Source organism: Thalassotalea crassostreae (assembly GCF_001831495.1).
Taxonomy (GTDB): domain Bacteria; phylum Pseudomonadota; class Gammaproteobacteria; order Enterobacterales; family Alteromonadaceae; genus Thalassotalea_A; species Thalassotalea_A crassostreae.
The window spans coordinates 3418545-3441693 of record NZ_CP017689.1 but is presented as its reverse complement, the minus strand read 5'-3'; the positions used below and the strand labels follow the sequence as shown (position 1 = coordinate 3441693).

Below are 23149 nucleotides of genomic sequence, written 5' to 3'. Positions count from 1 at the left end.
GCTAGAGAATACAATGAAAAATTTAATAATAAGTTCTTTCCTTTTCTGTATAGTTTCAACCTTTTCAATTGCACAAGCTGGCGATAATGCGCTGAGCTTTGATGCCGACCATAAAGTGGTTAGCAAACACAAAACTAAGGTTAATGGTGATACCTTCACCTATACCGCTACCGCAGGTACGCAGCCATTGTGGAATGATAATGGTGACGCTATTGCCAGTCTTCATTACACTTACTATCAACGAGATAATGTAAAAGACCGAGCATCACGTCCATTACTGATTTCTTTTAATGGTGGTCCTGGTTCAGCCTCTGTGTGGATGCATATTGCTTATACCGGACCTATGGTTATTAATATCGATGACGAAGGGTACCCGTTACAGCCTTATGGTGTGAAAACAAACCCGTATTCAGTACTAGATGTTGCTGATATCGTATTTGTAAACCCAGTAAATACCGGTTATTCACGCATTCTCAAAGATAAAGACGGCAAATACCCAGCTAAAGATAAACAAAAGAGTATGTTTTTTGGGGTCAATGCCGATGTAAAATATTTAGCCGAATGGTTGAATACTTTTGTGACTCGCAATGAACGTTGGCAGTCGCCTAAATACCTTATTGGTGAGAGTTACGGTACAACCCGTGTTTCAGGTTTATCTCTTGAATTACAAAACCGTCAATGGATGTATTTAAACGGCGTAGTTTTGGTATCACCTACGGGCATTGGTATTGAGCGTGATGGTCCGGTAAAAGTTGCTAATCGTTTACCTTACTATGCAGCAGCTGCTTGGTATCACAAAGCGCTTACCGAAGAATTACAGCAGTTAAGCCTTGCTGATTTACTTGCAAAAGTTGAAACCTTCACTATCAATAAATATCTGCCAGCGCTAGCAATGGGCGGCTTTATTGAAGCAGAAGAAAAACAAAAGGTTGCTGAGCAAGTAGCAAAGTACTCGGGTTTGACCGTTGATACTGTGATTAAGGCCAACCTAGATATTCCTACTCGCTTTTATTGGAAAGAATTATTGCGTGAACGTGGATTTACTATCGGCCGTTTAGATTCACGCTACCTTGGCATTGATAAGCAAGACATCGGCGATAGCCCTGATTTTTATGCGGAACTAACGTCTTGGTTGCACTCATTTACGCCGGCAATTAATTACTACATGCGTGAACATTTAAATTATAAAACCGACATCAAATACAACATGTTTGGTAATGTTCATCCATGGGATCGCGAAAACAATAATACTGGTGAAAACCTACGCCAAGCAATGGCGCAAAATCCATATTTAAATGTGATGTTCCAGGCAGGCTACTTTGATGGCGCAACAAATTACTTTGATGCCAAATATACAATGTGGCAACTTGACCCAAGTTCTAAAATGAAATCTCGATTGAGTTTTAAAGGTTATGAAAGCGGCCATATGATGTATCTTCGCCATGAAGATTTAAAGCAATCAAACGAAGATTTACGTCAATTTATTAAAGCGACTATGGTTGGTAAGGACCAAGCTGCAAAATACTAAATAAAGACTCTAAGATGCGAAATTTGTTTATCGCATTAGTTAAAGATAAAAAAGCGACCTAGTCGCTTTTTTATCTCTATTCGCTTTTAAATTACTATCTAATTCTAGCCCAGATTCTAAATCTGGAATTAAGGTTGAAGAAAGGGGTTGCTGTACTTTTCATGAGTAATAATGGTGGTATCGGTTAGGGTGTTCAAAAAACTCACTAAACTAATTTTTTCACTCTCGGTAAAGTCATAATTTATCACTTCACCCTGCTCATCAAGCAAACCATTGTCTAAATTCATATGCGGCATTATGCCGCTACTATAATGCTCCACTACTTCTTCTAAGGTATTAAAACGACCATCATGCATAAACGGCGCACCAACGGCAATATTTTTCAGAGAGGGCACTTTAAAACGACCAATATCTCGATTTAAATTGCTGCTTTCAAAGATACCTAGATCTTCACTACTAACAATATCTAAGCCATTGTTCGTTGCTGCACTACGGACGCCATCATTTGCGATACTGTTGCCGATAAATGCGTCGCCATTATGACACCCTGAACAAGCACGCGCTCCATTTTTTCCATTGAAAAACAATGATTTTCCGATGTTTTCATCGACACTGAAGTTATCGAAATCTGCGCGGGAATTGTTTGCTGTTGCCCTGCCTCTATCGTATTTAGTATCCGTGCTCACCATACTCCGAATAAATTGAGCCAATGCCTTCGCGATTAATTCGCTGTTTATCGAATTATCACCAAACGCGTCGCTAAATAGTGCAGGATAAAACGACTGTTGTTGAATCCTTAATTCCAATTGTTCAAGGGTTAACCCCATTTCGACAATATCTTGGATTGGCATTAATACTTGTTGCTCTAGTGAATCTGCCCGCTCGTCCCAGAAAAACTTACCAGACTGATAAAAACGTGCATTGGTTAAACTCATTGAGTGGCGGCGGGTTAAACCGTCTTCAAAACCAATACTTAATCTATTCTGGTCGGTAAATCCGTGTTCTTGTCGGTGACATGATGCACAGCTAACTGTTTGATTAAGGCTGAGTTGAGTGTCGTAAAAAAGTACGCGCCCTAACGTTGCTCCTGCATTAGTTATTGGATTATTCTGCGGGGTATTATCATGTTCAATAGTGATGAATCGGTTATTTCCAGAGGGTAAGTTTAAATAGCTGGGTAATTCAATGTCTGCATAGTTAAAATAGGAAATAGGTAAATTGATTTGTTGCTCTTCATCGTTGTCACTTTCTGAGCCATTTTCAGAGCTAGCTTCATCAGTTTGCTCGGTATTTATTATCATTAACTCTGGTTGCTCAGTATTGCTTTGCTCATCACAACTTGGCAAAAAACTAAGACAACATATAAGTATAATATCGGTACTCTTTAATTGACGCATGATGCAGTTCCCTCGAGTAATAAAAAGACAAACTGTATTGTTAAAAAGTTTAGCTAATTTACCGAAAAGTAGTGTCAGCCTAGCGTAAAGGTTTAGTAAATTTTAAAATGCGGCTCAAAATATAACTGTTTTTACATACAGTGCTAATTTTTATTGATATACTTGCCAATCATTAACTTTCAAGATCAAGAATAACGCTAATGGATGTTTCAGAATTACTCGACGGCTTAAATGATAAACAACGCGATGCAGTAGCGGCGCCAGCAAAAAATATGTTGGTCTTAGCCGGTGCTGGTTCGGGTAAAACACGTGTTCTAGTGCACCGAATTGCTTGGCTGGTGCAAGTTGAGCAAGTGTCAGCGCACAGCGTATTAGCGGTAACGTTTACTAATAAAGCAGCCGCTGAAATGCGCGGTCGAGTAGAGCAAGCCGTTGGTAGTAATGTTCATGGTATGTGGGTTGGTACTTTCCATGGGTTAGCCCATCGGTTGTTACGCATGCACTTTCAAGAAGCGAACTTACCGCAAACCTTCCAAGTATTAGATTCTGATGATCAGCTTAGATTAGTTAAGCGTGTTGTGCGCAGTTTGCAGCTCGATGAAAAAAAATGGCCAGCAAAACAGGCGATGTGGTACATCAATGGCAAAAAAGATGAAGGCTTACGTCCGAAACATATCGATGCGCAGTTCGATCCAACCGAGCAAACGTTCGTAAAAATCTATCAAACTTATCAAGAAACCTGTGATCGAGCTGGCTTAGTAGACTTTGCCGAGTTGTTATTAAGAGCGCACGAATTATGGTTAAATAATCCAGTGTTACTCGAACACTATCAACGTCGATTTTCTCGTATTTTGGTGGATGAATTTCAAGATACCAATGCGATTCAGTACGCTTGGTTAAACTTGCTAGGTAAAAAGCACGGCAACATCATGATCGTTGGCGATGATGACCAATCGATTTATGGTTGGCGTGGAGCAAAGATTGAAAATATTCAGCGATTTGTTGAAGACTTCGACGCTGAAACTATCCGTCTTGAGCAAAATTATCGTTCAACATCCAATATTCTAAACGCATCTAATTCATTGATTAGCAATAACAATAATCGTCTTGGTAAAGATTTATGGACCGACGATAAAGCCGGCGAAACCATTTCTGTTTATACCGCGTTTAATGAAATTGATGAAGCTCGCTTTATTGGCGATAAAATTAAGCAGTGGCTTGATGATGGTAACTCACTTGATGATGTTGCCTTGCTGTATCGTTCAAATGCGCAATCTCGTTTATTAGAGGAAGCGTTACTACAAGCACAATTACCTTATCGAATTTATGGCGGCTTAAAGTTCTTCGAACGCCAAGAAATCAAGGATGCCCTGGCTTATCTGAGAATTATTAACAACCGTAACGATGATGCATCTTTTGAGCGCATTATTAACACCCCGACACGTGGTATTGGTAACCAAACATTAAGCATTGTGCGTGACGCTGCTCGTAGCCATGGCTCGACGTTATGGGATGCTTGTGTGCATATGTTGAAAAATGATGAATTAACCGGGCGTAGTGCTAAAACCATTACCACCTTTGTTAATTTAATTAATCAATTAGAAGATGATGCAAAAGACTTAACCTTAGATAATCAAGCCAATCATGTGATTGTAAACTCTGGTTTGAAAGCGATGTATCAAGCAGAAAAAGGTGAGCGAGCAGCGGCTCGAATAGAGAACTTAAACGAACTTGTTACTGCCTGTTCTACTTTTGAAGTTGACCCTGAAGCGGAAGAAGAGTTGACGCCGTTAACGGCATTTTTGACTCATGCGGCATTGGAGTCAGGTGATTCTCAGGCCGATGAATATGAAGCCGCGGTGCAATTAATGACACTGCATTCTGCCAAAGGCTTAGAGTTTCCATTAGTGTTTATGGTGGGGATGGAAGAGGGAATGTTCCCGTCGCAACAATCAGCCGAAGATATTGTTCGTTTAGAAGAAGAGCGCCGCTTATGTTATGTCGGCATGACCAGGGCGATGCAAAAGCTATATATGACTCATGCAGAATCACGTCGCGTATATGGTCAAGAGAAATATCATCGTCAATCTCGCTTTTTAAAAGAAATCCCAGATCAATACATTGATGAAATCCGTATGCGCAACCAAGTATCAAAACCGAAAACTACCGGACGTTTCAGCAATACTATTACCATGGAAACCTTTGAAAATACTGGCTTCAAATTAGGACAACAAGTGCGACACAGTAAGTTTGGTGATGGCGTGGTATTAAACTTTGAAGGCACGGGCGCACAAAGTCGTGTGCAAGTGAATTTTGCAGATCACGGCACTAAATGGTTAGTTGTTGCTTATGCACGGCTCGAAGCAATTTAATAGTAATTTCAAACCGTTATTAAATACAAATAATGTAACTCAACATCACTTAGTGTCGTCGGCATTAGTTGATGACATTAGTTGGCGGAGTTTTACGTTTTAATATTGTTTTTCCCGAACTTTTCTCTATTTTCGCAGAATTTAACGGAACTTTTAATAACTCTTTATCTAGCCAAAGAGAAAACTGGTCCTCGTAATTTGGCGATAATGGATGTCCCGATTGCCCACCGGAGATAACAGAATTTACCGAAATTTCCTTTGCTAATTCAGCCGTTACTCTCAGGGTTGCACCATGTGTAACGGCTAACGAATCGTTGTATTTGTAACTGGTGTTACCTACCGTATTAGTCGAGCCACCAGTGGCGTACTTATTACTGTTAAGTAGTATTTCCAACTCTTCAATTTCTTTGGCAATTTCATGCTGTAATTGTACTGTATGAAGTTTTGCTAAATACCATCGGCCCGTGTTTTCAGAGATTAGTTTAGTCAACTGTTTCATGGTTAAGTCAAACGCCTCAGTAATAAATTTTGACCGTTGATGTTGCCACCATGGGTTTTCAATATCATCTAGCAATAGATAATCGAGAGCATGATTAACCAAATATTTTTGTGACAAGACTTTATTTAGTAATGGCTTTTCCAGTTTGCTCGAAAACAAGATTTGGGCTAAATTTTTGTACCAAAGTTGATAGATTAATGCGCCTTGACTGTATTCATCAGCAATCGGTTGTTGCAACCAGTCGACGACGATTTTCTGCACCTCTACGCTGACAGCATTTTTGCTGTTGAGCTCTGCTAACATGACTGGCAGCAACTTAGCCGCTTGTTGATCGTACCAATCATTTTGTAGGTTTTGTAGGTCGTCAATGGTCAACAAAGACGGCTTCGATAACACTTGGCTAATGCGGTTAAAACGGTATGCTGGGGCATTATCGGCGGATATCAAAACACCACTTTTAGGGGCGTTTTGGTTAGCATTGGCAGCCGCAATAAAGCCTGAGTCAGGATTAAATAACCGTGGCATATCTTTATCTGCGACAATTCCTTTCCATCGATTTTTCTGTATTGAACCATCCACTGGGACTAGTCCTTTACCTACTCCTCGGATCGGCAATAATCCAACGGTTCTTAGACCAATATTACCTTCGTTATCTGCATAACTTACATTTAGTGTTGGCGCTGCGATTAAATTACTTGCGTGATTAAATTCGGTCCAATTTCGAGCTAAGTTTAATGCCAAAATTGCATCGATATTTTTGTCGCCAATATCTTGTATCGTCCAACGTAAAGATATCGCAGGATTTTCTGAAATGAGTACGCCGTTTTTAGTGGTAACTAAAGTGAGTTGCTGTTTTTTAGTACTGCCTTTAACCGCTATATCGACTGTTGTAGTCGTCGCTTTATACCAATTATCACCGTCTTTAAAAGTATGAGGCTCTGTAGGATGAGCCGTTTCTAAAAACAGATCTTGAGTGTCTCCAATATTAGTGAAGCCCCAGGCGATGGACTCGTTATAACCGTTAATCACTCCCGGCATACCGGCAATTGACCATCCGCGTATTTGTCTTGGGGCTTGTTCATGTTCAAAGAACATATGTAGCTCATAATATAGGTTTGGTAATCCTAGATTATCGTGCGAATCAAATGCAAAAAGAGCATTTTTAGAAGCGCTTTTTTCACTACTAACAACAAAGCTGTTCGAGCCAAAAGCTAGCCTTGGCATATTTGAGTTGTAACTGGAATTGGTGCGTTCAAGACTGTCTATTACCGCGACAATGTCTTTGCTGTATAAGCTTTTGTTCTGCTTATTGTTTTGCTTTTTGATTAAATCATTACGGTGGCTAACTGCCGTTAACACTTCTTCGCTTCTTTGTTCTTCGCTCGGTTGTTCATCATGAGGAAGAAAAACTTTGGCTAATTCAACATCTAACTGCTGTTGCAAGGCAAGACGAATTAACTCTTTTTCGTGATTGTTGGCTGTTTGAAACGCTAACAGCGCACCAACGGCGTATACATCTTTTGCTGTCCAGGGGGCAACTTTATTGTCTAATAGCAAAAATTCAACAGGGGCAACGCTATAGCTTTCTATCGCTTTGTTGATACCCGATACATAGCGAGAAATATGGTGTCTATTTTGCTTTGATGCTGTATTGAATAACGTATTGGCAAGGGTAGGAACGCCAATTCGCCATAGTTCTTTATCAGTTTCAAGCAAAGACTGGCCAAATACTGTACTTAGCTGTCCTTGTGCAGCCTTGCGGAATAATTCCATTTGCCACAAGCGGTGACTGCCATGCAAATATCCTTGCGCATAAAGCGCATCATCTAGCGAGTTGGCATTGACAAAGGGCCGTTGATATTGGTCGTAAACTATTTCTATATCGTGATCTATATCGTCAATCACGACTTCTCCTTCTAGCGGCGCTAGAGAAGCATATACTAGCCAAAATAAAACAACGAAAAACGCGGCAATAATTGCCAATATAATCGAAGATAAAGTTTTCACAATGACCTCAAATTAGTATTTTACCGTTCTATAAACGCTGAACAGCATTAATGCATTAACGATGCAAATGGCAGAGATAACCCAAGTGCCATCACCATCACCTATTATAGGTGATACAACAAGTGGACCTAAACCTCCACCAACCATAGTTGTAATACCATTATATACGCCAGTGCCGGTCGCTACTTTTTCCTTTGGCAACAAACGTTGAATGATGGCATATTCACAGGCATTAAAAGACGCGATAAAAAGTATGGCAGTGGAAAAAAGAATCGCAATTATCCATAGAATATTCGCATTCAGAGCTAAATACAGCATTAATGCACAAGCTAAATAGCCTAGCCCAGCGATTAAGGCGCGTGCATTATGCTTGTCTCCTAGATACGACCATATGGCGATGCCAATCAAAGAAAATACGTAGGGCAAAGATACTAACCAAGCAATATCTGCAAAAGGAATGCTTTTTTGAGTGATGAAATATGTTGGGATCCAACTGGAAACACCAATGGCGACGATGTTATTGAAAATACCAATAGCAGTCAGCAATAAAAAGCTTGGGCTTGTCACGAGGAGTGATAAGCTATCGGTGGCACCAGTCAGTTGCTGTTCTTGCTCACCACTTTTTTGTATTAGTTCGATTTCATTTTGACTGACACCTTTGTGGCGATTAGGAGTATCTTGGATAAAGGTATAAACCAAAGGCAGTGAAATAAATAAGCCAAACATCGCCAGAACAATAAAGCCTGAGCGCCAGCCGTAAGAAGCCATCATTGGCACTAGGATTATTGGCGCACATAGAACTGCTACAAAAGCACCACTTATCCATACGCTATTTGCTTTTGCCCGCTCGGCTAACGGAAACCAATTTTTAGTTAATTGCGCCATCATCGGAAAGTGCACGCCTTGGCTGACACCAAGTAATATGCGGCTGGCAATGAATATCATCATAAATTGACTTACCCAGGCGCCAATAGCAGTAAAAAAAGACCAAAGTATCATGATTGCTATAAGGCTTTTTCTAGGGCCAAATTTAGCGGCAATGGGAGTAAGAAATATATTGGAAAAGCCGTAGCCTAAATAGAAAATACCCATTAATAACGAACCGTTATCGCGAACTTGTTGTTCATTCCAGTTATATTCACTGGCCATCAAAGGGATTGCAAAAGAGATGTTTAACCGATCGAAATATCCCACTAACACAGTACCAAATAGCACCAACGCTATACGCCAACGGTACTGTTCATGGTTATTAAAAAAATTGCGAAATGTGTTTTGCAGCATAAGCGCGAAAGTTAGTTATTTGTATTAATAGATTAACAGCTTTTTCTACATTCTGAAAAGTAGATAAAACTAACTGCCAAACATGGTGCTTATGACGTGCTAAATCAACACTGTCGATTTTGGCTGCTTTTATTTTTATAGACTATGCTTTGTTCTTCGAACTTAAAAAAAGAATAGTAAAGTGAAAGAAAATCATACCAATGCGCCACTTTTTAGTGGCCAATTAAATAGTAACCTATTAATTAGTAGCCAGGGCAAGCCGAAAATAATCTCATCTATTATCACAATGCTATTAGTTGTCGTCGCTATGGTGGTTTTGTCTAGTTGTTCTCAATCGCATAATGGCTCATCGGCACCTGACTCGGATAAAAGATCATTGTCGACATCAGAATCTCAACTGGAATCAGAAAAGCTTTATAGCATCATTGATGAAGATTGGCAGAGATTTATGAAGCAAGTGCCAGAAATGGCTTCTTATTTAGGAGATAAACGCTACAACCAAAAGTGGACTGATATGTCTATTGAAGCAATGAATGTGGCGCATCAACAGGATAAGGCCGTTTTAGAAAAACTCGCGACTATTGACGAAAAAATGCTAAATAGCACTGATAAAACGAACTACGATCTGTTTAAGTGGCAAACTCAATCGAATATTGAAAAATATAAATATTCAGCGCATTTAATGCCAATTAATCAATTAGAAGGTGTTCACACAGTTTATCAATACGCAAGCTTTTTTCCTTCAACCACATATCAGGACTTTGCCGACTGGCTGCAACGTTTAGAGGCTTTACCCGTCCTAATTGAGCAAAACATTAGTTTAATGAGGCAGGGGATAGAGCAGGGCATATTGCCACCTAAGATTACTATTTCGCGAATACCTGCGCAGATTCAGCAACTGTTAGTCAACAACCCCGCTGATAGTCTTTATTATAATAAATTTACGTCATTTCCTGACAGTCTAACTGAACAACAGCAAGCGCAATTATCTGAAAAGGCTTTGGAGGTCATTGCCAATAAGATAACGCCAGCCTATCAAAAGCTATATGATTTTATGAACGATGAATATTTACCGGCTTGTCGGGATACCGCCGGAGTATGGGGCTTAACCAATGGTAAAGATTATTATCAACATTTAATTCAATTTTACACGACCACATCGCTAACCGCTGACGAGATCCATGAAATCGGGCTTAAGGAAGTTGCTCGAAATAGAGCTGAAATGGAAAAGGTTATTCAAGAGGTCAACTTTGATGGTAGCTTTGAAGAGTTTTTACACTTCTTACGAACAGACCCACAGTTTTATTATCAAACATCGGAAGAATTGCTAGAAGGTTATCAGGCCATTAGTAAACGACTTGATCCACAACTGCCGAAGTTATTTGGCAAGTTACCGCGTATGCCATACGGAGTAATTCCAATCCCTGATTCTATAGCGCCAGATACCACTACGGCGTACTATTTTCCTCCGGCTGCCGATGGCACCCGAGCAGGTCATTACTATGTAAATCTATACCAACCTGAAACTAGGCCGAAGTATGAAATGGAAGTTTTAAGTGTTCATGAAGCCGTTCCAGGTCATCATTTACAAGTAGCGTTGCAAATGGAGTTGGGTGACTTACCAAGTTTTCGTCGCTATTTAGATTTTACTGTGTTTACCGAAGGTTGGGGTTTGTACAGCGAGCGTTTAGGGTACGATATGGGATTGTACACAGACCCATACTCTCGTTTTGGTCAGCTTACCTATGATATGTGGCGCGCAGTGCGCCTGGTTGTCGATACTGGGATGCATCACAAAGGCTGGACACGCAAACAAGCAATCGACTATTTCTTAGCAAATGCAGCGAAATCAGAAGAAGATATTACCAATGAAATTGACCGCTATATTTCTTGGCCAGGTCAAGCATTAGCCTATAAGATAGGGCAGCTAAAAATTATCGAGCTACGTGAACAAGCCGAAAATTCTCTTGGGGAGAAGTTTGATATTCGAAGTTTTCATGACATGGTTTTAGGCAGTGGTTCAATACCACTGAATGTTCTCGAGCAAAACGTTAATCAATGGATTAGCGACCAGCAGGGCTTGTAGCCATTATGTCATTGGTAAAGCCGCTGTTATGTAGCGGCTTTGTCTGCTTTACGTTTTTTAAGTTTTCGAATCGAATCCCAGCTGTATATAGCGATCGCTGTCCAAATAAAAATAAAAGTTAATAGCTTTTCAAAAATTAACGCTTCATTGAAGAGTACGATTGCTAGTACAAACATTAATGATGGGCCGAGGTATTGAAAGAAGCCCAGTGTCGCCAACGATAATCGTTTTGCTGCTGCAGTAAAGCACAGTAACGGCGCAGTTGTGACAATGCCAGCCGCTATCAAGGTGATATTTAATTCGCTGCTGTTGGCCATCATATCGCTCGTTGGCGAATCCATAAACAACCACCAGTAAAGCAATGCAAGTGGTAGCATTAATGCTGACTCAATCAGTAACCCTGGTACTGATTCAACCATAAGCTTCTTGCGCAACAAGCCATAGATACCAAACGACCCTGCAAGTCCAAGTGCAATAATGGGAATGCTGCCAAGACTTACCAACTGAATGATCACGCCTACCAATGCTAGTAATACGGCAATTAATTGCCATTTTCGCAACCGTTCTCCTAGAAACAACATGCCAAGCGCAACAGAGAATAAAGGATTAATAAAATAACCAAGACTAGCTTCAAGAATGTGATTGTTATTGATTGCCCAAATAAATATCAGCCAATTAATTGCTAAAACAAACGAGGTTAGCAATAGCCAGGCGATTGTTTTAGGGTGCACAATTATTTTTTGAACCTTGCGCCAATGACCCATGGCGACAACGACAACAATCAATAAAATAAATGACCAAATAATGCGATGCACTAAGATTTCAGGCGCAGATACATTTTCCAATAATTTGAAATATAGCGGCGCTAGCCCCCACATTGAATAGGCCGAAATTGCGTTTATTACACCGCTTTTGTTTTCATTCGATTGAGTCATATATTACTGTTTATTAATAGTTAGAGAGCGAGTTTTGTTGAACTAGATTGTAAGCGCCGCATTCTACCATAACACGTTGCGAATAAGGCCTTTATGGCGAAGAAATTCGCCAGTGCCGGTAAAAAACATTTTTTGCTTATTTTTCCCTAGAATAACAAATGCTTAAATATCAAATATTGGATTTACCTAATAAAGAACTGATAAATGTCTACCTGAACGCGGTTAAAGTCGGTAAAATAGCGAGCAATAATAATATTAAGTACCGAATCCCTTTGAGCCCAATTAGCGAAAGCAAATCACTAAACCTACAACATTCTCTTAAACATCATTTTGGTTTTGAGACATTTCGTGTTGGTCAAAAGCAAGTCATCGAACAACTGATGCAGGGCCGTGACAGTTTAGTGTTGATGCCAACCGGTGGTGGTAAATCTTTGTGTTATCAATTGCCTGCAACTTTGATGGATGGTTTGACGGTTGTCGTCTCTCCATTGATTGCATTGATGAAAGATCAGGTCGATGGCTTGGTTAGGCAAGGTATTAATGCTGGGTTCGTCAATTCAAGTTTAGATAGCCAGACCATCAATGAGACCATGAAAAAGGTTGGTTCCGGCGAAATCAAGATCCTCTATGTTGCTCCTGAACGCTTGCTTAGTTATTACTTCTTACAATCATTACAGCAAATGAAGATCAGCTTTTTTGCCATTGATGAAGCGCATTGTATTTCCCAATGGGGGCACGACTTTAGACCTGCTTATACCAAGCTAGGATCATTGAAAGAGCATTTTCCTTATACGCCGATAATGGCGTTAACGGCCACTGCTGATGTTACCACTCGTAAAGATATCTTAAATCAACTAAAGCTTAATAACCCGTTTGTTCACCTTGATAGTTTTGATCGCCCCAATATTCGTTATACGTTAACTGAGAAATACAGCGGTGAAAAACAACTGCTTGAGTACTTAAAACAAAACGTCGATGATAGCGGGATTATCTATTGCAACAGCCGCTGGCAAGTGGATAAGTTGGCTAAGTTTTTGGGTGAACGAGGCTTTAATTGTGCCGGCTATCATGCCGGTTTAGAACCAGAAATCCGTAATCTAATTCAAGATGGTTTTACTAAAGATAATATTCGCCTGGTGGTGGCAACTGTCGCTTTTGGTTTAGGTATCAATAAACCGAATGTTCGTTTTGTGATCCATTATGAAATGCCGCGTACCTTGGAGTCTTTTTACCAAGAAACAGGCCGAGCAGGGCGCGATGGTTTAGAGGCTGAAGCCGTGTTTTTATATGATTCGCAAGATATCGATAAAATTAAAAAGCGCATTCAGCAAAATGATAATGAACAACGAGTGAATGTAGAGTTACAGCGTTTCTCTGCCATGGCAGGATTTGCCGAGGCACAAACCTGCCGTCGCCAAGTGCTACTTAACTACTTTGCTGAATATACTCATTCAGGCTGTGGAAACTGCGATATCTGTCTCGACCCGCCGAGCCGTTATGATGCGACAGTCGATGCACAAAAAGTTCTGTCTTGTGTGTTTAGAATTAACCAATCGGGTGATATTCATTATGTGATTGATGTGCTTAGAGGTTTGGATAACGACAAAATCAAACAAAACCAACATCAGCAAGTCAGCACATTTGGTATTGGTAAAGACAAAACCCGTGGTTACTGGTTCTCGGTAATTCGCCAATTGATTCACTTAGGTCTGTTACAGCAAGATATTGAGCAGCAATCTGCGTTGTGTTTAACCAATGCCTCAAAATCTGCATTAAAAGGCGAACAGCCTTTAATGATAGCTCGTCCGCGATTACAGCATCAAAGTTACTGGCAGAAAAACAAAACCACAGGCGGTTACGATAAAGTATTATTTAAACAACTTAGAGAGTTGCGTAAGGAAATTGCTGATTTAGAAGATATTGCACCATTTATTGTATTCAATGATGCAAGTTTGATTGAAATGGCTCGTTTGAAGCCGACCAACTCGACTGAGTTTTTAGCAATTACCGGTGTTGGTGATACTAAGTTATCCCGCTACGGTAAGCCATTTATGGAAGCCATCGTTCGTTATTTAGGCCGATAAAGCTTTATAGAGTATTTTGCTGGACACTATTTAACTATTTCATCGGTCATTAGTGTCATTTCAAGTGGCTCAAAACGTTGTACTATATATTGCTGCATTTCTTGCACAATGTCATTGATTTCGTCAGAGCGACCAAAGGCTTCAATTCGAGACTTCTTATCTGCCCATTGGGCATAAGCAGCGTAATGGTTTTCACTCACTTGGTGTAAACGAAATTCCATTGCGCCATATTCATCAATGTAGTGGCGTGTCATTTTATGCCATGCTTTCACAAACTCAGTTTTCTTGCCTGGAATTATTACCCACTGATAAAGAATGCAGTACATTGTGTCTCCTTGAGTTCAGTTCAATTCATTAAGAATAATATTGAATGATGATAGCGATTAATACAATTAATAAACCGTAATGGTTGTTTAAAAATGCTTTAAAGCATTTATCACGTTCTCGGTCTTTAATTAAATCTTGCTGATAAAAGAATAAACCTGCGGCAATACTGATTCCGAAATAATAAAACATATTAAACTGTGAAATCTGACCTACTTTTACTAATAACATTATCGTTATTAACTGTAAAAAACCGATAATGACTTTGTCAAAACGTCCGAAAACAATCGCCGTTGATTTTACCCCAATTCGAATGTCATCATCTTTATCGACCATGGCATACATAGTGTCGTAAGCAATAGTCCAAAGTAAATTGGCAAAAAACAGCAGCCAAGCAATTGGCGGAATTTGTTGTTGGACTTCAGCAAATGCCATGATCATGCCCCAACTAAACGCCGCGCCTAAGACAACTTGAGGGAAGTGTGTAAATCGCTTCATAAACGGGTAACTAGCGGCAAGCGCCAAAGCAACAACGGACAAATAGATGCTTTTCCAAGACAAGCTAAAGACTAACATTAGAGCAATGCTAATAAGTCCAAAAAATAAGATTAATGCTTGTTTTGTGGTCATTAAACCACTGACTAGTGGTCTTTGATTAGTACGTTTTACTTGGCCATCGACTTTGCGATCGGCGATATCGTTAATCACACAACCGGCGCTGCGCATTACAAATACGCCAACGGCAAAAACAATGAAAAGATGCCAGCCTGGAAATCCTTGAGCAGCAACAAATAGTGCCCAAAATGTTGGCCATAATAATAGGTAAGTGCCAATTGGCTTATCCATGCGAGTGATGAGTTTTACTGCAGGCCAATGTTTTCTGATGTGACTAAATTCAATCATCTCGTTATTCTTTTTATATCAACTTAGGATGGTTTAAAATTTTTCTTAGTTTAACTTACTAAAGTTAAAGATGATAGGCTCTCGCACCGGGTAGAAACACCTCGGCTACCATCAGTGGTTTATCATCAATATAGAAGAGTGAGCGTCTACCCCAAAGGTTATGCTCAACCTTTAAATTGAGCGTGCTAGCGAGCTCAGAGACCCTTAAACTCGGCTCTATTTCTGCCACTTGCACTACTTTTCTGCGTAACTTGGGATTGTTAAATAGTACTTGCCCTAGCGGCTGCTCACCAAGATTAGCTAATGCTTTTTGTTCACCGGTAAGACTTTTTAATGGTAGTAGGCTGCGGGCAAATACGTGTGGCTTGTTGTCACATATCAATAATACTTCGCGCACTAACACTTGCTCATCAAGCAAAATATCATCATTTGCTTCATGAGCCTGACATGCTTCAATGTGTTGACCGACAACCTCTACTTTGAACTCAGAGCATTGACTCTTAAGTCTCGCGGTAAGGGATGCAGGATCGAGTAACCAATCATTTAGTCTAGCTGCTGCTGGTGCTTTTTCTGCGCTAACCCAATTTACATTCAAGCCCACAGGGAAATGCTGCTTAAGTTCAAACATTAGGTATTTTTCTTGCGATTATTTTTTTTGTTAAAAGTTACTAGTAAAGCTAGGCCAATGCCAGACAGTAAACCGACTAAATGAGCGGTATTAGCAACATTAATTGGCATAAATTCGGTAAAACCTAATATCAACCAAAACAACATGAAACCAACGATAGATTTAGATACACCAATGCCTTGATTTGGGTTTAGATGTTGATACCACCAGACAAATCCTAATGTTGCGTAAACAACGCCAGATAAACCGCCAAAACCAGGACCTGAGACTAAATATTGTGCGCTGTTTGAAATAATCGCGGACAATAAAAATAACGAGACAATGGTATTTAATCCTAAACGTTTTTCTATTTGGCCGCCAAGTTGCCACCACCACATAGTATTAAAAGCAATGTGTAATAGAGAATAATGAAATATCGCCGGTGTTATCAAACGCCAAGGTTGAGCCATTGTTTGGCTAATATCGCCGTGTTGGTTAAAAATAACTAGCTGATAAACGTCATCACCAAAAAGCAAAAACGTTGCCGCAAAAACGAACCAACACAGAGCAAAAATAAAGATGCTAAATGGCCCTGCTTGGGCAAGGAAGTTTGCTTTGAATTGTTTTCCGAACTCATCATTGCTGGTGAGTTTAACGCCATGGCCACTTTGCCATGCAGATTGTTGGTACTTGGGATGATTCGGCATGCTAATAAACTGTTCAAATTCAGCTTTAGCTTGATGATGATGGGCACCTTCTACTAGCACTGTCCAACCGTCAGTTGTACCGTTATCATCTTTAGCGGCAATAACTTTAGAGTTTATTTTAATCGAACGTAAATAGTCGACAAACTGCAATGCGACTGCCTTTTGATGAATATTTACTAATGCCTGAAGTTCTGCCATTAATTAGCGTTCCATTAATGTTGGAAATGCTTGCTGCCAACCTTCAAAACCACCATCTAATGAATACACTTCGGTAAAGTCTTGGCTGATCAAAAACTGAGCCGCTTGTTGACTTGAAATTCCATGGTAACAACATACTACGGTTGGTACGTCAAAATCAGCGTCACGTAGAAAGTCACCTAAATTATCGTTAGTTAAATGAATTGAACCAGGGATATGATTCAATGCAAAAGAGTTTGCATCACGAATATCAACGACGACAATTTCTTTATTACCCATCTGTTGTTCTAGTTCCACAACATTCATGTGGATAAATGTATCTTGTTCTATTGGCACTGAATGACCTTGTTTGATTGATATGTTAATAAGCGTATTATGCCAGAAAAAACAAATAAAAAAACTAGGGTCAGAGTCAAGTTATCTTAGTTTGAATTAGCTTAATTCCAATAACTTGACTCTGACCCTAGTTTATATTTTCAGTTAAGGATTAATCCCAACTTAAGATTACTTTACCTGAGTTTCCTGATTGCATGGCATCAAAGCCTTGTTGGAAATCATCAATGTGAAAATGGTGAGTAATGATTGGGCTTAAATCTAGGCCTGATTGGATTAAACTTGCCATCTTGTACCAAGTTTCAAACATTTCACGTCCGTAAATACCTTTGATGGTAAGACCTTTAAAGATAACTTTAGACCAGTCAATAGCCATATCTTGTCCAGGAATACCTAACATGGCAATCTTGCCGCCATTGTTCATGCTATCTAGCATGCTGTGGAAAGCCATTGGTACACCAGACATTTCAAGACCAACATCGAAGCCTTCGGTCATGCCAAGTTCTGACATGACGTCGTCTAGGTTTTCATTAGCAACGTTTACTGCGCGCGTCGCCCCCATTTTACGAGCCAAGTCTAATCGATATTCATTAATGTCAGTAATAACCACGTGACGAGCACCAACATGTTTAGCAACAGCAGCGGCCATTATGCCAATTGGGCCCGCACCAGTGATCAGTACATCTTCACCAACTAAGTCGAATGATAATGCGGTATGTACTGCATTACCAAACGGGTCAAAAATTGATGCTAAGTCATCTGAAATTTCGTCAGGTAATTTGAAGGCATTGTAAGCAGGGATCACTAAATACTCAGCAAAACTACCGGTACGGTCAACACCAACACCAACAGTGTTACGACATAGGTGAGTACGACCACCACGACAGTTACGACAATATCCACAAGTGATATGACCTTCACCAGAAACACGGTCGCCTTCGCTAAAACCTTTTACTTCGCTACCCATACCCATAACAACACCGGCATACTCATGACCCACAACCATAGGTACAGGAATAGTCTTTTGTGACCATTCGTCCCAGTTGTAAATGTGCATGTCGGTACCACAAATAGCGGTTTTATTAATTTTGATTAATAAATCATTCGGACCCACTTCTGGCTTTGGTGAATCTGTCATCCAAATGCCCGGTTCCGCTTTTAATTTTGCTAATGATTTCATATCAATATCCTAGACTTTATTCTTTCTTCTAAACGTAATTCTAATTCAATATTAAAAATTAAATTACGCCCATTTCTTTACCAATGCGGGTAAAGGCTTCAATCGCTTTGTCTAATTGTGCCTTGGTATGTGCAGCCGAGATTTGCGTACGAATACGTGCTTGGCCTTTTGGCACAACAGGGAAAGAGAAACCAATGACATAAATGCCTTCCGCTAATAATCGATTGGCCATATCAGCTGCAATTTTTGCATCGCCTAACATTACCGGTACGATTGCGTGATCTGCGCCAGCACAAGTAAAACCAACAGCTTCCATATTATTACGGAAATAGGCAGCGTTATCTTTTAAGGTTTTTCTAAGTTCACCACCATCAGCCAACATATCTATAACGCGAATTGATGCGCTAACAATTGCAGGTGCTAATGAGTTTGAGAAAAGGTAAGGACGAGAGCGTTGACGTAACCATTCAACGATTTCTTTTTTACCTGAAGTGAAACCTCCTGAAGCGCCACCCATAGCTTTACCTAAAGTACCAGTGATGATATCAACGCGATCCATTACTTCACAGTATTCATGTGAACCACGACCTTCTTCGCCAACAAAACCAACTGCATGTGAGTCATCAACCATAACCATAGCGTCGTACTTATCAGCTAAATCACAAACACCTTTAAGGTTAGCAATTACGCCATCCATTGAGAACACGCCGTCGGTTGCGATCAGTTTAAAACGCGCACCAGCCTCTGTTGCAGCGATAAGTTGTGCTTCAAGATCAGCCATATCATTGTTAGCATAACGAAAACGCTTAGCTTTACATAAACGCACGCCATCAATAATTGACGCGTGGTTTAAAGAATCCGAAATAATCGCATCTTCTGCTGTTAAAATAGTTTCGAATAAACCCGCATTCGCATCAAAACATGAAGAATATAAAATGGTATCTTCCATACCTAAGAAATTACTTAACTTGTCTTCTAATGTTTTATGAATATCTTGCGTACCACAAATAAAACGAACTGACGCCATACCAAAACCGTGATCATCAAGACCAGATTTTGCTGCTGCAATAAGCTGTGGGTGATTGGCTAAACCTAAATAGTTATTAGCACAGAAGTTTACAACTTCTTCGCCAGTGTTTACTGCGATATCTGCTTGTTGAGCGGTAGTGATCACTCGTTCAGCTTTATAAAGGCCTTCTTCTTTAACTTGATCAATTTGTTGTTGAAGATGGTTAATAAAATTTGATGACATATCAGCCTCAGTAATTTGTGGTTAAATTGGGCGTGATGGCCCATAAAAAATTTTGCCGCATTGTACGCTTTATTTTTCATCGTTCCTAGTACTAAAGTGCAGATAAAACAGACAGTTTAGTCAAGTTTTGTGAACAGCAATATTTGTCACAATTTACTAACAATAAAAGCGTTATTTTTCACAAGAAATTATAGCAGCAGATTACGTAATCGCAGTTATTCTTGTTTCGGTGTTGAAATCGCTTTCATTTATCTGCCGTCGTTGGTTATAATTTTTTATGACTTAACATGAAAAAATGAAGAATAAGATTGAATAAACAGAGCATTGCATTTCGACTATATCAACTAACGATTCTATTATTAGCGCCGATCTTAGTTATCGTATTTTTGATCCGTTCTATTAGCCAAAAAGAATATCGTCAGCGTATGACTGAGCGTTTTGGTTGGTTGCCTTCAAGAATGAGGACCGGTGGTATTGTTGTTCATGCGGCAAGTGTGGGCGAAGTAATTGCAGTAAAACCTTTTGTTGAGCAATTACTTATTCAGTATCCTGATTTACCAATCACGGTAACCACATTTACCCCGACAGGCTCGGCTCAGGTTAAGCGTTTCTTCCTAAATAAAGTACAACACTGTTATTTACCATTAGATATTTCATTTTGTGTGCATTTATTCTTTCGCTTATTGCAACCAAAAGCATTAGTACTCATGGAAACTGAATTATGGCCAACGTTGATTCATCGCTGTCATAAATCGCAAGTTAAGATCATGCTGATAAATGGTCGATTATCGGCAAAATCGCTAAAAGGCTATAAAAAACTAACACCATTAATCACTCCGGCTTTAAATAAGTTTGATGCGATTTTGTGTCAATCTGCCGATAACGCTCATCACTTTGTGGAGATGGGCGCAGAGCAGAGCATCGTTCATAATTCAGGTAATTTAAAATATGATATTCATGTGACCCAAGCGGTCGAAAATAAAATTGCGGAGCTGAAACAGCAACTGCCAGAAGGGCGCAAAGTTGTGGTGGTTGGTAGTACTCACCAAGGTGAAGAAAAACATGCAATTGAAGCATACAAAAAACTTAAACCGCAACATCCAGACCTATTATTGGTATTAGTGCCTCGTCACCCAGAACGATTCGATCGCGTTGCAGACATTTGTCTTCAACACGAACTTAATGTCGCGAGACGCAGTCAGTCCGATGCAGTAGAGAGCACTGATGATGTGTGGTTAATTGATACCTTAGGTGAGTTATTAGCTACTTATTCTTTTGCAGATGTCTGTATTGTTGCCGGTAGCTTTTCAGATATTGGCGGTCATAATCCGTTAGAAGCGGCACTGTTTGCCAAACCGATTATTGTTGGTACCAATATGGCTAACTTTAAAGATATTAACGACAAGTTCTTAGACGCAAATGGTATCGTGCAGCTAGAAGATAATATACATTTAGCAGAGAAGCTTCATGTGTTATTAACCGATAAAGAGTTGGCCGAAGGCATTGGTAAAAATGGTTATGACGTGGTGCGTCAAAATCAAGGTGCAACACAAACAAGTATTAATAAACTAGCGGCACTGCTTAACCAATAAGCTTGATAAGAAGTACTGCTACTGCTATTTACCTGTTTTCAGGCAAAGTATCTTTTAGTGTGCCAGCAAACTGTTTAATCTCATCAACACTGTATTTTGTATTCACTCGATTATTTGATTGTGGTTGGTGAGATAGGCTAACTCCTTGGCGGTGTGCTGTTGTCGGCCTAATTGGACGAGATGAAAAACCGCCACCACAATTTGGGCAGACGTTTTTCAGTAAGTTATCGACGCAATCACGACAAAAGGTGCATTCATAAGTACAAATGCATGCCTCGCCAGACGATGGCGGCAAATTTTTATCACAAGCTTCACAATTAGGTCTTAGTTCTAACATTAACACTCCCTCATTGTTCTTGATTTTGTTAACTTACTACTTAAAGTTAACAGCCAAGTTTGCTTGAGTCCAAAGCTTCCAACTACCATTCTCTTTTTTGAATATCTGCAAAGACTCTAGCTCATTGTTGCTAAACGCAGGTCCAGTTATCTTTTCGGTTAACTGCTTCACCCTTGCATATGCATAGCCGCCTTCTTCGGCGATAAATTTAAATTCAAGTAAACTATATTTTAGATCGTACGTTGAAAAAATCTGATTAAGTGCATTTTGAGATGGAGCAAAAGATGCTGATTGTGAATGAATGGTTTTAAGCGTGGCATTCAAATCTTCTGCTTGGGTCGCTCGAAAATTTTCTTCTACAACAGACTTAATTTCACTTTCTGTGTTCGCTTGAGCAAAAGGTGAAAGCAAACATAACGTTAATATTCCAAGTTTTTTCATTTTATTATCCATTAGTGAATTTATGCCTCATCAGAGGCTAAACAGTGTTTCAAAATAATATTGAGCTAAGAATTACTAATCTCGCTTCAATTTTGATTTGTTTTCAAATGTTGATGCTCTTTAATTGTTATAAAAATTGGCAAAGTACTAGCGAGCATTAATGAGTACATCATTTCCTGAACCGTAAAGAAATAAAAGGCTGCTAATACAAAAGCTATCCAATTAAATAAAAGTGCGAATTTATATATTTGTTTACTCGCTATTTCTTTAGATAGTGTTTTGTACAATTGAAAACTTGGAAAACCTAGTAAGATTGCTAACACAATAAAATAAAGCGATTCAGTTCTGTAGCCTTTTGAAAAGAAATCAAAAACAGGCTCGATTGTTTGAGGAGAAAACATCATTAGTAAATACGGTAAAATGAAAATAGAACAAATGCTGTAAGTAAAAACTCGACTCATAAATTAATCCTTATTATTAGTTTGTACAAAGTTTATATGCGTCTATCTATATTTGTAATAGAGGTATTATTGCCAACCTGTTTTTTAGGCTGTTTGATATTTATTTCTTCACGATTTATAAATATAACTAACAATGCGCCAATTAAAGGTACTAGCCAAATAAAGAGTAATTGATAAAACCGTCGCTCTTTCACTTTAAAGTAAGTCGTGGCAGCAACATAACTCGCAAATACATTTAGTACTAATAAGGGGCAAAAGAAAATTAGTATCGATGTATAGAAATTAATTGTGAGGCTCCTTAAATTCGTCTTGCTTGAGTAACTTTTTACACACTATCTAATTGGTTATTTAGTTCTATTCGGGTTTCTGTAGAAGCGTTTGGCTCATCGACCCGGCGAACGCCAAAAGTAACTGATGGTGGAACTCCCATACCAAGTTCAATGTCTGCAACCAGATAATTGCAACCTTTTTCTTTTAAAATTGCATTTACTCTTTCTTGTTTTTCGACGGCTTTAATTACCGTATTGGCAATAACTTCATCACTACTAAAAGACGTAACAGATTCAGAAACTTTATCTGTAATCTCTTTTGCTTTATCAAATATTTTCACAAATTAACCCTTATA

The 23149-nt window shown here is 39.4% G+C and carries 20 protein-coding genes; 5 read left to right on the top strand and 15 right to left on the bottom strand.

The features are described 5' to 3' along the window. The first annotated feature begins 13 nt into the window (after positions 1–13). Complete coding sequence (locus tag LT090_RS14945) at positions 14–1528, top strand: S10 family peptidase (RefSeq protein ID WP_068544347.1); 1515 nt, start codon at positions 14–16, stop codon at positions 1526–1528. Positions 1529–1656: 128 nt separating this feature from the next. Here the strand turns inward: LT090_RS14945 and LT090_RS14940 are convergent, their stop codons facing one another. After that, positions 1657–2925: a cytochrome-c peroxidase gene (locus LT090_RS14940; RefSeq protein ID WP_082897003.1), complete on the bottom strand. Its 1269-nt coding sequence runs from the start codon at positions 2923–2925 to the stop codon at positions 1657–1659. Between the two features lie 200 nt (positions 2926–3125). Between LT090_RS14940 and uvrD the strand changes: the two genes are divergently transcribed. Beyond that, the gene (gene uvrD / locus LT090_RS14935) at positions 3126–5297 is read left to right on the top strand and encodes a DNA helicase II (RefSeq protein ID WP_068544346.1); all 2172 of its coding nucleotides are present in this window, start codon (positions 3126–3128) and stop codon (positions 5295–5297) included. A 64-nt stretch (positions 5298–5361) separates the two neighbouring features. Here the strand turns inward: uvrD and LT090_RS14930 are convergent, their stop codons facing one another. Continuing rightward, positions 5362–7803, bottom strand: a complete 2442-nt coding sequence (locus tag LT090_RS14930; RefSeq protein WP_068544345.1) for a penicillin acylase family protein — start codon at positions 7801–7803, stop codon at positions 5362–5364. Positions 7804–7815: 12 nt separating this feature from the next. After that, a complete protein-coding gene (locus LT090_RS14925; RefSeq protein WP_068544344.1) occupies positions 7816–9084 on the bottom strand; it encodes an MFS transporter in 1269 nt (422 codons plus the stop codon). A gap of 181 nt (positions 9085–9265) precedes the next feature. Between LT090_RS14925 and LT090_RS14920 the strand changes: the two genes are divergently transcribed. Next, on the top strand, positions 9266–11170 hold the full coding sequence (locus LT090_RS14920) for a DUF885 domain-containing protein (protein ID WP_226996490.1): 1905 nt from the start codon (positions 9266–9268) through the stop codon (positions 11168–11170). Between the two features lie 26 nt (positions 11171–11196). Here LT090_RS14920 and rarD read toward each other — a convergent pair whose 3' ends face one another. Further along, positions 11197–12105: an EamA family transporter RarD gene (gene rarD, locus LT090_RS14915; RefSeq protein WP_068544343.1), complete on the bottom strand. Its 909-nt coding sequence runs from the start codon at positions 12103–12105 to the stop codon at positions 11197–11199. A 158-nt stretch (positions 12106–12263) separates the two neighbouring features. On the opposite strand from rarD, the gene recQ reads away from it, so the two are divergent. Beyond that, entirely contained in the window at positions 12264–14189 is a 1926-nt protein-coding gene (gene recQ / locus LT090_RS14910; protein ID WP_082897001.1) for a DNA helicase RecQ, read from the top strand. Positions 14190–14215: 26 nt separating this feature from the next. Here the strand turns inward: recQ and LT090_RS14905 are convergent, their stop codons facing one another. The 7 genes from LT090_RS14905 to LT090_RS14875 form a co-directional block, all read right to left on the bottom strand. Then, positions 14216–14515, bottom strand: coding sequence for an antibiotic biosynthesis monooxygenase (locus LT090_RS14905; RefSeq protein ID WP_068544342.1), 300 nt, complete (start codon positions 14513–14515; stop codon positions 14216–14218). 28 nt (positions 14516–14543) lie between these two features. Next, complete coding sequence (ubiA, locus tag LT090_RS14900) at positions 14544–15416, bottom strand: 4-hydroxybenzoate octaprenyltransferase (protein WP_068544341.1); 873 nt, start codon at positions 15414–15416, stop codon at positions 14544–14546. Between the two features lie 64 nt (positions 15417–15480). After that, positions 15481–16044: a chorismate--pyruvate lyase family protein gene (locus tag LT090_RS14895; protein WP_068544340.1), complete on the bottom strand. Its 564-nt coding sequence runs from the start codon at positions 16042–16044 to the stop codon at positions 15481–15483. Continuing rightward, positions 16044–16928: a rhomboid family intramembrane serine protease GlpG gene (gene glpG, locus LT090_RS14890; protein WP_068544339.1), complete on the bottom strand. Its 885-nt coding sequence runs from the start codon at positions 16926–16928 to the stop codon at positions 16044–16046. Before glpG ends, LT090_RS14895 begins: the two co-directional genes overlap by 1 nt. A gap of 3 nt (positions 16929–16931) precedes the next feature. After that, positions 16932–17258 carry a thiosulfate sulfurtransferase GlpE gene (glpE, locus tag LT090_RS14885; RefSeq protein ID WP_068544541.1) on the bottom strand — a complete coding sequence of 109 codons (327 nt, stop codon included), beginning with the start codon at positions 17256–17258 and terminating at the stop codon, positions 16932–16934. A 157-nt stretch (positions 17259–17415) separates the two neighbouring features. Further along, the gene (gene tdh, locus LT090_RS14880; RefSeq protein WP_068544338.1) at positions 17416–18441 is read right to left on the bottom strand and encodes an L-threonine 3-dehydrogenase; all 1026 of its coding nucleotides are present in this window, start codon (positions 18439–18441) and stop codon (positions 17416–17418) included. Between the two features lie 58 nt (positions 18442–18499). After that, positions 18500–19693, bottom strand: coding sequence for a glycine C-acetyltransferase (locus LT090_RS14875; RefSeq protein ID WP_068544337.1), 1194 nt, complete (start codon positions 19691–19693; stop codon positions 18500–18502). Positions 19694–20001: 308 nt separating this feature from the next. On the opposite strand from LT090_RS14875, the gene waaA reads away from it, so the two are divergent. Next, on the top strand, positions 20002–21285 hold the full coding sequence (waaA, locus tag LT090_RS14870; RefSeq protein ID WP_226996489.1) for a lipid IV(A) 3-deoxy-D-manno-octulosonic acid transferase: 1284 nt from the start codon (positions 20002–20004) through the stop codon (positions 21283–21285). Positions 21286–21313: 28 nt separating this feature from the next. On the opposite strand, the gene LT090_RS14865 is transcribed toward waaA, so the two are convergent. From LT090_RS14865 to LT090_RS14850, 4 genes are all read right to left on the bottom strand, one after another. Then, complete coding sequence (locus LT090_RS14865; protein WP_068544336.1) at positions 21314–21622, bottom strand: DUF1272 domain-containing protein; 309 nt, start codon at positions 21620–21622, stop codon at positions 21314–21316. Between the two features lie 36 nt (positions 21623–21658). Next, positions 21659–22063 (bottom strand): hypothetical protein, encoded by a 405-nt coding sequence (locus tag LT090_RS14860; protein ID WP_068544335.1) that lies wholly within the window; start codon positions 22061–22063, stop codon positions 21659–21661. 86 nt (positions 22064–22149) lie between these two features. After that, on the bottom strand, positions 22150–22524 hold the full coding sequence (locus tag LT090_RS14855) for a hypothetical protein (protein ID WP_068544334.1): 375 nt from the start codon (positions 22522–22524) through the stop codon (positions 22150–22152). A gap of 325 nt (positions 22525–22849) precedes the next feature. Then, positions 22850–23134, bottom strand: coding sequence for a hypothetical protein (locus tag LT090_RS14850; RefSeq protein WP_068544333.1), 285 nt, complete (start codon positions 23132–23134; stop codon positions 22850–22852). Positions 23135–23149: the final 15 nt, after the last annotated feature.